The organism is Klebsiella sp. PL-2018, from assembly GCF_019048985.1.
Lineage (GTDB): Bacteria > Pseudomonadota > Gammaproteobacteria > Enterobacterales > Enterobacteriaceae > Klebsiella > Klebsiella michiganensis.
Map to the genome: position 1 here is coordinate 5,273,343 of NZ_CP077673.1, position 16,075 is coordinate 5,289,417.

Consider the following 16,075-nt stretch of genomic DNA (forward strand, 5'->3'; position numbering starts at 1 on the left):
GATTATAGAGAAGTCGGGGTCAAAGATCGACCCCTTTATGTGATTTGTCCCCGGTTTTACCCCGCCAGGTGTTCCCGCTTCAGATACTCCTCGCTCTGCATCTCCTGCAGGCGCGATAAACAGCGCTGGAACTCGAATTTTAATCTCTCGCCCTGATAGATCTCATACAGCGGTACCGCCGCGCTGACCACCAGCTTGACGTGGCGCTCATAGAACTCATCGACCAGGGCGATAAAGCGCCGCGCCTCGCTCTCCATCAGTCCGGTCATCACCGGCACATCAAAGAGCATCACGGTATGAAACAGACGTGAGAGCGCAATATAGTCGTGCTGGCTACGCGCATCCACGCACAGCGTGGCGAAGGAAGCCGCCAGCGTCTGGTTCTCAACGCCCAGCGTCGGCAGCGGGCGATGGTTGATCTCCAGCGTTGGCATCTGCTCGCGCTTCGCCCCCGCCAGCGCCAGCCACAGTTTATCCATCTGCTGCTGCGTCTCAGCGTTCAGCGGCGACAGCCACAAATGCGCCTGGGTTAGCGTGCGCAGGCGGTAATCAATACCGGCGTCGACGTTCATCACATCGCAATGCTGTTTAATGGCGTCGATGGCGGGCAGGAAACGAGCGCGCTGAAGGCCGTTGCGGTACAGCTCGTCAGGCGGAATATTCGACGTCGCCACCAGGGTTATGCCGCGGGCAAACAGCGCTTTCATCAGGCCGCCCAGCAGCATTGCATCGGTAATATCAGAAACGAAAAACTCATCGAAGCAGAGCACATCGGTTTCAGCTTTAAAGCGATCCGCGACGATTTCCAGCGGATCGCTGTGCCCCTGCAGCGACGTTAACTCTTCATGAACCCGCAGCATAAAGCGATGAAAGTGCAGACGTTGTTTACGTTCCCCCGGCAAACTTTGATAGAACAGATCCATCAACCAGGTTTTTCCTCTGCCGACGCCGCCCCACATATAGAGGCCGCGAACGGCAGCCGTTTCGGCAACGGGTTCGCGCTTGCCCAGCAGTTTGCCGAATTTGGCCCGCAGGCCGCCGCCGGTTTGCGGCGCGACCGAAGGTTTATTCTGCAGTTCTTGATAAATCGTATCGAGGCGGCTGACCGCTTCTCGCTGGACGTCGTCAGGTTGATGGCTCCCCTCCTTGAGAGAGGAAAGGTAACGCGATGTTGGGGACAGGCTTTGCATGATCTAATTGTTATTCCTTGAAAACCGTAATGCCGTAGCTCACGATTGACGAAAAAAAGGCCGCTCTACACTACGTGATGATACGCCAGGATTCCACTTCTGTGGAATTAGCGGTTATAGTGGCACTATCGGGCGCAGGCGGAGAGCCTCACAGCCACCCTACGGAACCACAAAACAACGGGAGATGTTCATGACCTGGGAATACGCGCTAATTGGGCTAGTTGTCGGCATCATTATCGGCGCCGTCGCTATGCGTTTTGGCAATCGCAAATTACGCCAACAGCAGGCGCTGCAGTTCGAACTGGAAAAGAATAAAGCAGAGCTGGAAGAGTACCGCGAAGAGCTGGTGAGCCATTTTGCCCGGAGCGCAGAGCTGCTGGATAACATGGCGCATGATTACCGCCAGCTGTATCAGCATATGGCGAAAAGCTCCAACAACCTGCTGCCGGACAGCATGGCGGACGCCAATCCGTTCCGCAATCGTCTGGAAGAGTCCGAAGCGGGCAACGATCAGGCCCCGGTCCAGATGCCGCGCGACTACTCTGAAGGCGCATCCGGTCTGCTGCGCGGCGGTGTAAAGCGCGACTAAACCGGCAACGACAGTAAAAATATTTTCCGGGCGCACCCTCTGCGCCCGTTTCCACCTTCCATCCCAGCTACAATTTAACGATTGCCCACGTTGTTACCGGGTCGAAAATTCAATAACATCAGGCCATTCGGGACGTTTACCATACACCTTAGGTTACGAGAGCCAGCAACTAATGAATAAACCGACTTTGCTGTTGAGTGCGTTAGCGTTAAGCATTGGGTTGTCGTTGTCCGCCTTACCTCCGGCAGCAGCGTCTTTACCGACACAGGTTCCCGGTCAGGGCGCGTTGCCAAGCCTCGCGCCGATGCTGGAGAAAGTGTTGCCGGCGGTGGTGAGCGTACAGGTTGAGGGTACCGCGTCACCCGCGCAAAATATGCCGGAAGAGCTGAAGAAGTACTTTGGCGACAACGCGCCGCAAGAGCAGGCGCAGCCTTTTGAAGGCCTGGGCTCAGGGGTCATTATTGACGCTGCAAAAGGCTACGTGCTGACCAATAATCACGTCATTAATCAGGCCCAGAAAATCAGCGTCCAGCTCAACGACGGGCGTGAGTTCGATGCCAAACTGGTCGGCAGCGACGAGCAGAGCGATATCGCCCTGCTGCAGCTGCAAAAACCCAGCAACCTGACGCAAATCGCGATCGCCGACTCCGATAAACTGCGGGTGGGCGACTTCGCCGTCGCCGTCGGTAACCCGTTTGGCCTGGGCCAGACCGCCACTTCAGGGATTATTTCAGCCCTTGGCCGCAGCGGCCTGAACCTTGAGGGGCTGGAGAACTTTATCCAGACTGATGCCTCAATCAACCGCGGCAACTCCGGCGGCGCGCTGCTGAACCTCAACGGCGAGCTGATTGGTATCAATACCGCTATTCTGGCCCCGGGCGGCGGCAGCGTCGGCATTGGCTTCGCGATCCCCAGCAATATGGCGAAAATCCTCTCCCAGCAGCTTATTCAGTTTGGTGAAATCAAACGCGGCCTGCTGGGTATTAAAGGTATGGAAATGAGCGCGGATATCGCCAAAGCGATGAACCTTGACGTCCAGCGCGGCGCGTTCGTCAGCGAGGTGCTGCCAAACTCCGGATCGGCCAAAGCGGGAATTAAATCTGGTGACGTTATCGTCAGCCTCAACGGTAAACCGCTCAACAGCTTCGCCGAACTGCGTTCACGCATCGCCACGACCGAGCCGGGCACCAAAGTGAAGCTAGGACTCTTGCGCGAAGGAAAACCCGTTGAAGTGGAAGTCACTCTGGACAAGAGCACCTCTTCTTCCGCCAGCGCCGAGCTTATCGCACCGGCCCTGCAGGGCGCATCGTTAAGCGACGGTCAGATGAAAGACGGAACCAAAGGCATCGTCATTGATAATGTCGATAAAGGCAGCCCGGCCGCGCAGGCGGGCCTGCATAAAGACGATATCATTATTGGCCTCAACCGCGAGCGCGTGCGCTCCATTGCCGAACTGCGCAAAGTGCTCGAAAGCAAACCGACGGTGATTGCGCTGAACGTCATTCGCGGCAGCGAAAGCATCTATCTGCTGCTGCGTTAACTCGCCTTCCGGGCATCGCGTGCAGTGCGATGTCCGGACAAGACGTGTTATGCTGCGCCTGTCTATCCATCAACGATATCTGCATCATGCCTGGAAAGTTTTTACGTTCGATACTTATCGGTTTGATTGTCGGCGGCCTGCTGCTGGCCGTTATGCCTTCGCTGCGCCAGTGGCAGCTTTCGCCGACCACGCAGTACGATAGCGCGGATGAATCCCCCGCCAGCTATAATTCCGCCGTTCGCCGCGCCGCCCCAGCGGTCGTGAACGTCTATAACCGCGCCCTCAACAGCACCAGCCATAACCAGCTAACGCTCGGTTCCGGCGTGATCATGGATCAGCGCGGCTATATCCTGACCAATAAGCACGTTATCAACGATGCCGACCAGATTATTGTTGCTCTGCAGGATGGACGGGTCTTTGAAGCACTGCTGGTCGGCTCCGATACCCTCACCGATCTGGCGGTATTAAAAATCAACGCCAGCGGCGGCCTGCCGGTCATTCCGATTAATCCGAAACGCGTGCCGCATATCGGTGACGTCGTGCTGGCGATTGGCAACCCGTACAACCTCGGGCAAACCATTACCCAGGGCATTATCAGCGCCACCGGCCGTATCGGCCTGAACCCCACCGGGCGCCAGAACTTCCTGCAGACCGACGCGTCGATCAACCACGGTAACTCAGGCGGCGCGCTGGTGAACTCGCTGGGCGAGCTTATGGGTATCAACACCCTGTCATTTGATAAAAGCAACGACGGCGAAACGCCGGAGGGCATCGGCTTTGCGATCCCCTTCCAGCTGGCAACCAAGATTATGGATAAGCTGATCCGCGATGGCCGCGTGATTCGCGGCTATATAGGGATCAGCGGCCGCGAAATTGCGCCGATGCATGCGCAGGGCGGCGGCGGTATCGATCAGCTGCAGGGGATTGTGGTGAATGATGTTGCGCCGGAAGGCCCGGCCGCCCAGGCGGGTATCCGCGCCAACGACGTGATTATTTCCGTTAACGACAAGCCCGCCGTTTCCGCCCTCGAAACCATGGATCAGGTCGCAGAGATTCGTCCGGGTTCGGAAATTCCGGTGGTGATTATGCGCGACGATAAAAAAATCACGCTGCATATCGCCGTACAGGAATATCCGGCAACCAATTAACAGGCTCCCCCGCAGGGGGAGCACCTTTCAATCAGCAAATAGCGGCCCGGCCGGGAATGTTGCCAGAAACCCGGTTATGGCCAGCAGCGACCGCAGGTCAGGCCACGCAAACTGGCGCTCCCGCAGCTCGTCATCCAGCGTCATGAGCGCAAACTCGCCTTTATCCCCCAGAACGCCGCCCTGCCAGAGCAACCGTTGAGCCTGCTGCCGGGCCCAGGGGGAATCGCTCTTCCAGGCCAGCAGGTGCAGCAGCGCCTGCTGCAGACAGATGCCAGAAGGATGCTTATCCCGCAGCAGCCGCCGGTAAACCGGCAGCGATATGCTGCGTACGGTATAAAAACCGCTGCGGGTTTCGGCATCAGCATCCGCCACGCTGGCGCAATACTGACCGGCCAGATCGCATAGACGATTGTGCGTCAGCGGCTGGCCCAGGGCATTCAGGCGACCCGCTGCGGCACACAGCAGCGCGCATCTTTGCTGCTCATGTGACAGCGAATCAGGCAGCGCTGATACCGTTTCAGCGACTCCCGCTTGCGCATGCTGTACGCCAGCGTCATAACACTGGAAAAAGAAATCATGACTCCCCTGACCGATTGATGGATGCGCCAGCAGATTCAGCGCCGGATGCAGTTGCTCGAGCTCGTTGAGCGACGCCAGCATGTCATCCACGACCACACCCTTTGTCGATATCGATGCCCTGCTTTCGGGGCGTAATGTTATGGTTTCATTCATCAAAGCCTCCTTATAGGAAATCTCCCGGTGGCGCTGCGCTGACCGGGCTACGGGTCCGTGCAGTCTGGTAGCCCGGACAAGGCGCGTTAAGCGCCGCCTCCGGGATAATCCCCGGGTCGCGGCTGACGCCTTACCCGGGCTACAGGTTTACAGCCGTCTGCGATCCGGTAGCCCGGACAGGCGCAGCGCGCCGCCTCCGGGAAAGGTAACGATTTACATCGCCAGCACGTACTTGAGCATCACCCCGGCGGCAATCGCCGAGCCAATCACCCCCGCCACGTTCGGGCCCATCGCGTGCATCAGCAGGAAGTTCTGCGCGTCCGACTCCAGACCCACTTTGTTTGACACCCTGGCCGCCATCGGCACCGCCGACACCCCGGCCGAGCCAATCAGCGGGTTGATTTTGTTCCGGCTGCACAGGTTCAGCAGCTTTGCCATCAGCACCCCCGCCGCCGTCCCCACGCAGAACGCAATCACCCCCAGCACCAGTATCCCCAGCGTCTGCGGCTGCAGGAACTTGTCCGCCACCAGCTTGGCCCCCACCGACAGCCCGAGGAAAATGGTCACGATATTTATCAGCCCGTTCTGCACCGTGTCGCTCAGGCGCTCCACCACCCCGCTCTCGCGCATCAGGTTGCCGAAGCAGAACATCCCCAGCAGCGGCGCCGCGTCCGGCAGCAGCAGCGCCACCAGCAGCAGCAGCACCGCCGGAAAGAGGATTTTTTCCCGCTTACTCACCGTGCGCAGCTGCACCATGCGGATTTTCCGCTCCTTCTCGCTGGTCAGCGCCTTCATAATCGGCGGCTGGATTAACGGCACCAGCGCCATATACGAGTACGCCGCCACCGCGATGGCCCCGAGTAATTCCGGCGCCAGCTTGCCCGACAGATAAATCGCCGTCGGGCCGTCCGCGCCGCCGATGATGCCGATGGCCGCCGCCTGCGGCAGGGTGAAGCTGATGATGCCGAAGTAGTTCAGCGTCAGCGCCCCCAGCACCGTGGCGAAGATGCCGAACTGCGCCGCCGCCCCCAGCAGCAGGGTCCGCGGGTTGGCCAGCAGCGGGCCGAAGTCGGTCATCGCCCCGACGCCCATAAAAATCACCAGCGGGGCGATACCCGAGCCGATGGCGACCTTATAGAAGATGGCCAGCACCCCGGCGGAGTAGCCCATATCCGCGGCGAGGTCCTCCATCTGCCCCTGCACCGACGGCAGCGCCAGCGCCAGCGCCTCCCTGATGGCGTGGACATCCGGCGTACAGTGGAGCTTCGCGGCAATCACCGCCAGCTGCCCGGCGTCGTGGTGCGCCAGCAGGCTCTCCAGGGCGGTCAGCGCCAGCCCGGCCTCCGGGATATTCGACAGCAGGCCGCCGAAGCCAATCGGCAGCAGCAGCAGCGGCTCGAACTTCCTCGCGATGGCCAGCCACAGCAGCAGCAGGCTCACCAGCAGCATGACGGCCTGGCCGGCGCCGAGGTGCATCAGCCCCATGCCCTGAATCAGGGCGTTCAGACTTTCCATTTCCGTTCCTCTTCCTTACGCCAGGCTCAGCAGGGTGTCGCCCACCGCCACCGCGTCCCCGGATTTCACCGCGATACCGCGCACGGTCCCGGCCTGCGCGGCGCGGATTTCGGTTTCCATCTTCATGGCTTCCAGAATCAGCAGCACGTCGCCCCCGGCCACCGCCTGGCCTTCCGTGGCAATGACCTTCCAGATGGTGCCCGCCAGCGGCGCGGTCACCGGGGTGCCGGCAGCTGCGGGGGCCGTGGCCTGAACGGGGGCCGCTGCCGTCAGCGGGCTGATATCGCCGCCGTCGCTGACCTTCACCACAAAGGCCTTGCCTTCCACTTCCACGGTGTAGACGCCGGAGGCGGCAGCTTTTACCGGGGCAGCAGCAGGCTGCGCAGCTTCCACCTGCGGTACCGGCTCAAAGGCCGCCGGGTTGTGGCGGTTCTCCAGGAACCTCAGGCCGACCTGCGGGAACAGGGCTACGGTGAGCACGTCGTCGATGGCGTTGTCGGCAAGCTGAATACTCTTCTCCTGCGCCTGGCGCTTCACGTCGGCTTCCAGCTGCGCCAGCTCCGGCTTCAGCAGGTCCGCCGGACGGCAGGTGATGGCCTCTGCTCCGTCCAGCACGCGCGCCTGTAATGCCGCGTTGACCGGCACCGGGGTGTGGCCGTACTCGCCCTTCAGTATCCCGGCGGTCTCCTTCGCGATGGTTCTGTAGCGTTCGCCGGTCAGCACGTTAAGCACCGCCTGGGTGCCGACAATCTGCGAGGTCGGAGTGACCAGCGGGATAAAGCCGAGGTCCTCGCGCACCCGGGGGATTTCCGCCAGCACCTCATCCAGACGGTGGGCGGCGTTCTGCTGCTTCAGCTGGCCCTCAAGGTTGGTGAGCATCCCGCCCGGCACCTGGGCCACGAGGATACGGCTGTCGGTGCCCTTCAGCTGGCCTTCAAAGGCGTGGTATTTCCTGCGCACCTCGCGGAAGTACGCCGCGATGCTCTCAAGCTTCAGGATATCCAGCCCGGTGTCATGTTTTGTGCCTGCCAGCGTCGCCACCAGCGCCTCGGTGGCCGGGTGGCCGTAGGTGGCGCTCATGGAAGAGATGGCGGTGTCCACGCCGTCAACCCCCGCTTCAATCGCCTTCAGCAGGGCCATCTCCGCCATCCCGGTGGTGGCATGAGCATGCAGGTGCAGCCTGACGTCATAGCGTTTTTTGATTTCGCTCACCAGCTCGAAGGCCGCCATCGGGGTGAGAATGCCGGACATGTCCTTAATCGCGATGGAATCGACGCCGGTCTCCAGCAGCTGTTCGGTCAGGTCGAGCCAGGTCTGCAGGGTGTGGGCCGGGCTGGTGGTGTAGGAGAGCGTGCCCTGGGCGTGGGCGCCGTGGCTGCGCACCGCCTGCAGGGCGGCCTGCATATTGCGCGGGTCGTTCATGGCGTCGAAGACGCGGAACACGTCCATGCCGTTTTTGACGGCGCGCTCGACGAAGCGCTGCACCACGTCATCGGCGTAGTGGCGGTAGCCGAGCAGGTTCTGGCCGCGGAGCAGCATCTGCAGCGGGGTCTTCGGCATGGCCTTTTTGAGCTCGCGCAGGCGGACCCAGGGGTCCTCGCCGAGGAAGCGGATGCAGGCGTCAAAGGTGGCGCCGCCCCAGCATTCAAGGGACCAGTAGCCCGCGTCATCGAGGGCGGCCGCAACGGGGAGCATATCGTCGAGGCGCAGGCGGGTGGCGAAAAGGGACTGGTGGGCGTCGCGCAGGACGACATCGGTAATGGCAACGGTCATGGATTCCTCCGTGAATTAAGGGTTAAGTCGGCGATGGTGGTGGATAGCGGCGGCAATCACCGGCACCAGGCGGGCGAAGTCGTCAGCGGGCGCGGCGGCGGGTGCGGCCTTCGGCGCGGGAGCCGGTTCGGGGAAGAAGCGGTTGACGGCGGCGGACATGCCGCGGATGGCGAAAATCAGCAGAAACAGAAACGCCAGCACGAACCCCATGCCGAGAAACATCAGGGTGAAGCCTTCACCTAATAGCAGTGCTGCATCAGTCATAAAATAGCCTTCGGGCAGGAGGCACGATAATGATGTTATTTATCCCCGTCATCTTTCAAATTGCTTCTTTGTTGGCCAGCTTCGTTCCCCCCAGTCACTTACTTGCGTAAGCTCCCGGGGATGTAATGAGGGACATCCATGTCCCTCACCAGAGGCAGCCTTTGGCTGTTCAAATTCGTTCCAGACGAATTTGTCTCTCCCTTGCCGCCTCAAAGCAACTCGAAATCTTTTGGGTATATAACGAAAATAATAAGGGTGGATTTCCCTGGACCGCCCGGTCAGAGCCCCTGTTTATTATCGTCATAAACATCACGCCATCATTATCGTGCGAATGATATCATCCAGATTATTTGATAAAGCTTACGTTCTGGCATATTTCATCAGCGACAATCTCTTTACGCTGATTGAAAATAACTTTGTTCTGTTCAAACAGGTTATTACCATGAGTATCAATAGAAACAATTAACGGGCCAAACTCTTTCACCCGACATACCCACAGCGTTTCCGGCATACCCAGATCGCGCCACTGCGCATCTTCAATTTCTTCGACGCACACCGCAGCCACTACCGCGCAGCCGGCCGGGAATACGCAGTGCAGCGCTTTATGCTCCGCGCAGCCCTCTTCAGTGCCCTTGCCCATACCGCCTTTACCAACAATTAATTTCACGCCGGTCTTTGCAATAAATTCTTTTTCGAATTTTTCCATGCGCATGCTGGTCGTTGGTCCGACGGAGACCATTTCAAACTTATCGTCTTCGCCTTTAATCGGACGGACAATAGGCCCGGCGTGTAAAATAGCGCCGCCGCTAACATCAACGGGTAATTCGCGGCCACCTTCAATTAAGCGACGGTGCGCCACATCACGACAGGTAACAATATGGCCATTGAGATAAATAATATCGCCAGCCTTAATATCGGCTAAATCTTCATCTTTAATTGGCGTAGTAAGGATTTTTTTCGTCATCAGAAATTCACTCCGCTGTGAGACATAATGGTGTAGTTCAAGTCTTTATCAAAAACGATATGCCCTTTCCGGTGTGACCAGCAGCCCACGTTCACCGCCACCCCAATGGTGGAAGGATGACGCGCGGTGTTTTCAATATTCACGCCCATAACGGAGGTATTACCGGACATCCCCTGCGGCCCAAGGCCAATTTTGTTAATACCGTCTTCCAGCATTTTTTCCAGCGAGGCCGCACGTTCATTTTCATTATGCGAACCGATCGGACGCATCAGCGCTTTTTTCGACAACAGCGCCGCCGTTTCAACGGAGGTCGCCACGCCCACGCCGACCAGCAGCGGCGGACACGCGTTCAAACCGTAGCTGGTCATCACGTCGAGAACAAAGCGGGTAACGCCTTCATAACCCGCGCCCGGCATCAGCACCATCGCTTTCCCCGGCAGGGAACAGCCGCCGCCAGCCATATAGGTATAAATGCTGCACTGGTCAGAATTGGGGACAATCTCCCAGAACACCGTCGGCGTGCCTTTACCCACGTTTTTGCCGGTATTGTATTCATCAAAAGTCTCAACGCTGTTGTGGCGCAGCGGGGAATCCACGGTCGCTTTAATCACCGCTTCACGCAGCAGCGCTTCCAGCTCGCCGATCAGCGGGAAGTTCGCCCCGCACTCCACCAGAAACTGAATCACGCCGGTATCCTGGCAGGAAGGGCGATCCAGCTCCTTTGCCAGACGCTGGTTCTCAATCATGGTCATAAAGATGACGTCAGCCAGTTTACTGGTCTCTTTTTTATGCAAATCTTCCAGTTTTGCAGTGACGTCATCAGGTAAGACTTTGCCGGTATACCCCACAAATTTGGCCATCACATTGGTCATATGGGATATCTGTTCACTTTTGCTCATACAGGCTCCTTAGTCAGGACAGCTTCCGTTCATTACGGATGAAAAGGGAAAAGGATTGGCAGCAGAATCAGGCTGACAATGGTGGAAACGATAATCAGAGGGATGCCGGATTTGGCGTAGTCGACAAACTTATAGCCACCTGCCGACAGCACCATCATGTTGGCAGGCATACCGATTGGCGTAGCGTAGGCGCAAGAACTGCCGATAACCGTCGCCATTAGCACCGCACGAGGATCGGCGCCCATGCCCGCGGCAATCGACAGGCTCACCGGTACTAACAGCGCGACGGTCGCGGTGTTGGACATGAAGTTAGTCATAATGATGGACAGCGCAAAGACCACCACCAGCAGCATAAACGGCGAAGAGTTTTGCCCCAGCATGCCAATCACGTGATCCGCCACCAGTTTTCCCGCCCCGGTCATTTCCAGCGCTTTCGCCAGCGCCAGCGTGCCGCCGAAGATAAAAATGGTCTGAGAATCAATGGCTTTATAGGCCTGCCTTTCTGTAAGTACGCCGGTAACCACCAGCACCAGCGCGCCGATACAGCCCGCTACCGCCAGACTCACACCGGTCTGCTTTTCGAAAATCATGCCGAGGATCGTGGCGATCAGAACAACCAAAGAGAGGATCTGCTTCCAGCGCGGTACGTGGCTGTAATCGCGCTGTTCACCGATGCTGCCAACTGCACCGCTGTTCGGGTGATTGGGCAGGAATTTATAGCCGATGGTCAGGAAGTAAATAACGCCGCAAATCAGCATCGGTAAACCGACTTTGGCATATTCAAAAAAGCCAAAACCGCTGCCAATATTCTGCAAAGCTGACTGCGCAATCAGGTTGCCCGGCGCGCCAATCAACGACAGGTTACCGCCGAGCGCGGCGGCAAAAACCAGAGGCATCAGCAACCGGGAACGGGCAAAGCCTGATTTCGCCGCCACGCCGATAACGACCGGGATCAGTACGGCTGCGGTACCGGTATTGGAGAGAAAACCGGACATCACGCCAACCACGACCATAATGGTAAAAATCAGCTGTTTTTCCGTTTTCGCGAAGCGCGTAATCACGCCCCCCACCTTATTCGCCATTCCGGTTTCAAATAGCGCCCCGCCGACGATAAACATGGCGACGAAGAGAATAACGTTGGTGTCGATAAAGCCGGCGAAAGCCTGCTTGAGATTGAGCACGCCGGTAAGCACCAGCGCGACGCAAACCACCATAGATGTGACCGCGAGGGGGATTTTTTCCCACACGAACATGGCGATAGCAAACACCAGCAAACATAGGGTAATGGTAATCGGTTCCATATTTATAGTTATCCCATCAATGATATATGATATTGTATCCAATATTGACGGGAGGGAAATTATTCCCATACAAAGAGTAAGTCAACGCGTTTTTTTCGAAAGCTTCAGGATTGAGATCTTTATCAAAATCTTGCGAAAGCAGTCACTTATCGAAACTTATTTATGAAATGAATAAGTAAGGCGCCTGCAGCGGTCCTACAGGCGATGCGATCAAGCGGAGGGTTCTTCGACGTAGCGCGTTAGCATGTTCTCCATCGAACGGATAATATGCTCGCGCATTCGCTGGCGCGCCAGCGCTTCATTATGCTGCTCCAGGGCCTGTAAAATCCCCTTGTGCTCGCGGATGGAAATGATCGCGTACTCTTCCTCAGTGACCTTATGCCCCATCGAAAGCCCGTTCCACATATTGCTGAGCAGCAGCTTCATTTTGCCATTTCCCGCCGCGTTCCATATCTCCATATGAAACGCCTGGTTCAGGTCTGAATATTCAGCTGAGTTATTTTCCGCCAGCGCTTTTTCCGCAGAGTAATGCACTTCGGCAATGCGCGAAATGTCCGTCCCGGGACGACACGCTTTAGCGACTGCTTCACTCTCCAGCAGCGCGCGAATCTCATAATGCTCGCGGATCGTTTGTTCGTTAATTCCCAGCACGACCGCCCCTTTATTGGGCCGGACTTTAATCAGCCCATCCGCAGCCAGTATCTGAAACGCTTCACGCACGGGCATACTGGACACGCCGACCATGGTGGCGATCCCTTCAAGGGTAATTTCTTGCCCTTCAACTAAATCTCGCGACAGTATAGCTTTACGTAATACTGCCGCGACCTGCTCTTTCGCTGAAAGAAGCTTAATTTTCCCTAATCGAGGCTTCTGCACTTTCCCAATCCTTCATGTGTTGACGCATTATTTCTGCCAGAGAGAGGAAATAACGCTGCGTTTCCTGCGCGATCTCGGCGCGATCGCCCTGACGAATAGCCTCCATCAGAGAGCTGAGTATTTGCGCCGACTCTTGATTATCCTCTTTCAGATACAGAATGACATAACCGATATAACCATCCAAAAACTGCTGATAAATTTTTTCCAGATAGCGATTATCAATATAAGAAATGAGCGTCTCGTGGAACGCCAGCTCTCGCGCTCGCTCACCGGGATGCCCCAGCGCGCGCGCGCTGGCCGCCAACGATTCGCCCGCCGCTGCGGGTACCAATGAAAAAAGCTCCGTTGCCATCACCGCAATGGCCCGGAAAATATGGCTGACGTGGTCAGGCGCCAGCCTTGCGACCTGCATATGGCGGTTTGGCAAACGCACCAGAAACCCTTCCTGCTCAAGGGCCTGTAGCGCTTCCCGAACCGGCATACGAGAAAGCCCCAGCTGTTCGGCAATACTCTCCTGCGCGAGTTCATCCCCCGGTTTCATGCTACCGGAAAGGATCTCGTAACGGAGCATTTGCGTAATGTGGTCCCTGGTCTGCTTTCTTTCGATTTTTTTCACAACGTCCTCGTTTATTACCGCTCAAGACGCGGGGAGTTTAGCAGATTTACCAGCAGGTTGAGTCATTCAGGGGTGGGAGAAAGCCATAAAAAAGCCGGAACCCAGGCTCCGGCTTTTCTTTTCATGAAACGTTATTTATTCACAAAGTCTTCGCCAAGGGCGATATCTTTCTTCAGCGTATCCAGCATCCCCTCCAGCGCCTGCTGCTCAAACGCGCTCAGCGTGCCGATAGACTGACGCTGCTCTACGCCATTTTTGCCTAACAGCAGCGGCTGTGAGAAGAAACGGGCATATTGACCATCACCTTCAACGTAGGCGCATTCCACTACCCCTTTCTCTCCCTGCATGGCGCGAACTAAGGAGAGACCGAATCGCGCGGCGGCCTGTCCCATCGAGAGCGTTGCTGAACCGCCACCGGCTTTTGCTTCCACAACTTCAGTACCGGCGTTTTGAATGCGCTTAGTTAAATCGGCCACTTCCTGCTCGCTGAAGCTGACGCCCGGAATTTGTGACAATAAAGGAAGGATAGTCACGCCTGAGTGGCCGCCAATCACCGGAACCTCAACATCTGATGAAGATTTGCCTTTCAGTTCGGCAACAAAGGTATTCGAGCGGATAATATCCAGCGTTGTGACGCCAAAGAGCTTGTTCTTATCGTAAACACCGGCTTTTTTCAGCACTTCTGCGGCAATCGCCACGGTGGTGTTCACCGGGTTGGTAATCACCCCGACGCAGGCCTGCGGACAGGTTTTGGCGATTTGCTGTACCAGATTTTTCACAATACCGGCATTAACATTGAATAAATCGGAGCGATCCATGCCGGGCTTACGCGCTACGCCCGCGGATATCAGCACCACATCAGCGCCTTCCAGCGCAGGGGTGGCGTCTTCGCCGGAAAAACCTTTGATTTTTACATCGGTAGGGATATGGCTTAGATCAACCGCCACGCCCGGGGTTACCGGAGCAATGTCGTACAACGAGAGTTCTGAACCTGAAGGCAGTTGGGTCTTAAGTAGTAGGGCAAGCGCCTGGCCAATTCCACCAGCGGCGCCGAGGACTGCAACTTTCATCCTAAACTCCTTATTATGGTTAAAATAGTCTTTCGTTACTCCGTCGCCTGGACCTTAATTCACAAGATGAACAATTACAATAATTATGGCTGAAGAATGCGTGGTCGTGCGCAGCGATGCAGCAGCTTCGCATTTTCCTCCCTGAGACTGACCATCCAGCAAAGCGTAGTACCGGATCGACTGTTGGTTACAATACACCCAGCACATTGAGCAGAACAACATCATTTAATAACATTTCATTTACTTTTGTGGCAATTTGCGCGCCGTGACGAAAGCATGTTCCTTATTAGGGTTTTTTGCTAAAATATGCGCCCTTCATAACATTATTTACGCTTCTCCCCTGCGGATTATTTGCATAAAAATGCATGTCTATGCATAATGATGTTGTTTTTACCACCATAATTGGGTGACTTATGCGTAGTTCGGCAAAACAAGAAGAACTGGTTAAAGCGTTTAAAGCGCTGCTTAAAGAAGAGAAATTCAGCTCTCAAGGTGAAATCGTTCAGGCCCTGCAAGAGGAAGGCTTCGATAATATCAACCAATCGAAAGTCTCACGTATGCTCACCAAGTTTGGCGCCGTACGCACGCGTAACGCCAAAATGGAAATGGTTTACTGCCTGCCCGCCGAGCTTGGCGTCCCGACGACCTCCAGCCCGCTAAAAAACCTGGTGCTGGATATCGATTATAACGATTCGGTCGTGGTTATTCATACCAGCCCAGGCGCAGCGCAGCTGATCGCCCGGCTTCTGGACTCCCTTGGCAAAGCCGAAGGGATTCTCGGCAGCATTGCGGGTGATGACACTATCTTTACCACCCCGGCCAGAGGTTTTACCGTTAAAGAGCTGCATGACGCCATTCTCGTCCTGTTTGAGCAGGAACTCTGATGCCCTTCCCTCTGGTTAGCGCCGGAGGGTATCCCTTCAAAAAATTATCATTTCTTTAACATTTTGTGTGTTTTTCCGCTTCTATACATTCATTTACGTGATGAAACCGGCTTAAGCGCACAAAAGATCAAATTCACCTATCCTTATGATTTTATTAGCCATAATGACCAAGCATGGCGAAGAAAAGACATTTCTAATTCTTATATGTTATAAAAAAGACATTTCTTTGTAATTATTTACATGAAAAACAATTAGCAAGGTATTAATATTTTCAGTGATTAGTGTATACTTGATTTTGTGATGAGGGTCACGAAACAAAGACCCCCAACAAAAAGATTCGACGAGGTGAACATCATGAAAATCAAAACCACTGTAGCAGCATTAAGCATCCTTTCCGTTCTGTCTTTCGGCGCCTTCGCCGCTGACTCTATCAACAGCGAACAGGCTCAAGGCCGTCAGGCAATCGGCACCGTTTCCGTCGGCGCGGTAAGTTCTTCCCCGATGGATATGCACGAAATGCTGAACAAAAAAGCACAAGAAGAAGGTGCTTCTTCATACCGCATTATTGAAGCACGTACCGGTGACCACTGGCACGCAACGGCTGAACTTTATAAATAAGATTTAACGATTGTCGGTCATTAACTGAAACAGAATCTCTCCAGCGGCCCCAGGTTCATTAAGCCTCCCGCCGCTGCAAATATTAAGGTTGGAGAA

The 16,075-nt window shown here is 56.0% G+C and carries 16 protein-coding genes; 5 read left to right on the plus strand and 11 right to left on the minus strand.

All coding sequences use genetic code 11. The features are described from left to right. Window positions 1-56 precede the first annotated feature (56 nt). Complete coding sequence (gene zapE, locus MKleb_RS24850) at window positions 57-1,190, minus strand: cell division protein ZapE (protein ID WP_025108157.1); 1,134 nt, start codon at window positions 1,188-1,190, stop codon at window positions 57-59. 190 nt (window positions 1,191-1,380) lie between these two features. Here zapE and zapG point away from each other — a divergent pair, with 190 nt between their 5' ends. From zapG to degS, 3 genes are all read left to right on the plus strand, one after another. Continuing rightward, window positions 1,381-1,779, plus strand: a complete 399-nt coding sequence (gene zapG / locus MKleb_RS24855; RefSeq protein WP_004854637.1) for a Z-ring associated protein ZapG — start codon at window positions 1,381-1,383, stop codon at window positions 1,777-1,779. A 172-nt stretch (window positions 1,780-1,951) separates the two neighbouring features. Next, entirely contained in the window at window positions 1,952-3,319 is a 1,368-nt protein-coding gene (gene degQ / locus MKleb_RS24860; RefSeq protein ID WP_014226999.1) for a serine endoprotease DegQ, read from the plus strand. Window positions 3,320-3,405: 86 nt separating this feature from the next. Then, on the plus strand, window positions 3,406-4,467 hold the full coding sequence (gene degS, locus MKleb_RS24865; protein WP_009651894.1) for an outer membrane-stress sensor serine endopeptidase DegS: 1,062 nt from the start codon (window positions 3,406-3,408) through the stop codon (window positions 4,465-4,467). Window positions 4,468-4,494: 27 nt separating this feature from the next. Here degS and MKleb_RS24870 read toward each other — a convergent pair whose 3' ends face one another. From MKleb_RS24870 to mdh, 10 genes are all read right to left on the minus strand, one after another. After that, window positions 4,495-5,199 carry a triphosphoribosyl-dephospho-CoA synthase gene (locus MKleb_RS24870; RefSeq protein WP_025108158.1) on the minus strand — a complete coding sequence of 235 codons (705 nt, stop codon included), beginning with the start codon at window positions 5,197-5,199 and terminating at the stop codon, window positions 4,495-4,497. Between the two features lie 213 nt (window positions 5,200-5,412). Continuing rightward, on the minus strand, window positions 5,413-6,714 hold the full coding sequence (locus MKleb_RS24875) for an oxaloacetate decarboxylase subunit beta (RefSeq protein WP_025108511.1): 1,302 nt from the start codon (window positions 6,712-6,714) through the stop codon (window positions 5,413-5,415). Between the two features lie 15 nt (window positions 6,715-6,729). Next, on the minus strand, window positions 6,730-8,487 hold the full coding sequence (gene oadA / locus MKleb_RS24880; protein ID WP_108703544.1) for a sodium-extruding oxaloacetate decarboxylase subunit alpha: 1,758 nt from the start codon (window positions 8,485-8,487) through the stop codon (window positions 6,730-6,732). 15 nt (window positions 8,488-8,502) lie between these two features. Continuing rightward, window positions 8,503-8,751: an oxaloacetate decarboxylase subunit gamma gene (locus MKleb_RS24885; protein ID WP_025108480.1), complete on the minus strand. Its 249-nt coding sequence runs from the start codon at window positions 8,749-8,751 to the stop codon at window positions 8,503-8,505. A gap of 346 nt (window positions 8,752-9,097) precedes the next feature. After that, window positions 9,098-9,715, minus strand: coding sequence for a L(+)-tartrate dehydratase subunit beta (gene ttdB, locus MKleb_RS24890; RefSeq protein ID WP_014227006.1), 618 nt, complete (start codon window positions 9,713-9,715; stop codon window positions 9,098-9,100). Then, complete coding sequence (gene ttdA, locus MKleb_RS24895) at window positions 9,715-10,614, minus strand: L(+)-tartrate dehydratase subunit alpha (protein ID WP_025108481.1); 900 nt, start codon at window positions 10,612-10,614, stop codon at window positions 9,715-9,717. Before ttdA ends, ttdB begins: the two co-directional genes overlap by 1 nt. 32 nt (window positions 10,615-10,646) lie before the next feature. Further along, on the minus strand, window positions 10,647-11,915 hold the full coding sequence (locus MKleb_RS24900) for an SLC13 family permease (RefSeq protein ID WP_025108482.1): 1,269 nt from the start codon (window positions 11,913-11,915) through the stop codon (window positions 10,647-10,649). 210 nt (window positions 11,916-12,125) lie between these two features. Further along, a complete protein-coding gene (locus MKleb_RS24905; RefSeq protein WP_014227009.1) occupies window positions 12,126-12,791 on the minus strand; it encodes a GntR family transcriptional regulator in 666 nt (221 codons plus the stop codon). After that, window positions 12,763-13,407: a GntR family transcriptional regulator gene (locus tag MKleb_RS24910; RefSeq protein WP_025108483.1), complete on the minus strand. Its 645-nt coding sequence runs from the start codon at window positions 13,405-13,407 to the stop codon at window positions 12,763-12,765. The genes MKleb_RS24905 and MKleb_RS24910 overlap by 29 nt, the downstream gene beginning before the upstream one ends. 131 nt (window positions 13,408-13,538) lie before the next feature. Then, window positions 13,539-14,477, minus strand: a complete 939-nt coding sequence (gene mdh / locus MKleb_RS24915) for a malate dehydrogenase (RefSeq protein ID WP_004854646.1) — start codon at window positions 14,475-14,477, stop codon at window positions 13,539-13,541. Between the two features lie 413 nt (window positions 14,478-14,890). On the opposite strand from mdh, the gene argR reads away from it, so the two are divergent. Both argR and yhcN read left to right on the plus strand, forming a co-directional pair. After that, complete coding sequence (gene argR / locus MKleb_RS24920) at window positions 14,891-15,361, plus strand: transcriptional regulator ArgR (RefSeq protein ID WP_004106225.1); 471 nt, start codon at window positions 14,891-14,893, stop codon at window positions 15,359-15,361. Window positions 15,362-15,715: 354 nt separating this feature from the next. Next, window positions 15,716-15,979 (plus strand): peroxide/acid stress response protein YhcN, encoded by a 264-nt coding sequence (gene yhcN, locus MKleb_RS24925; RefSeq protein WP_004106226.1) that lies wholly within the window; start codon window positions 15,716-15,718, stop codon window positions 15,977-15,979. The last annotated feature ends 96 nt before the right edge of the window (window positions 15,980-16,075 follow it).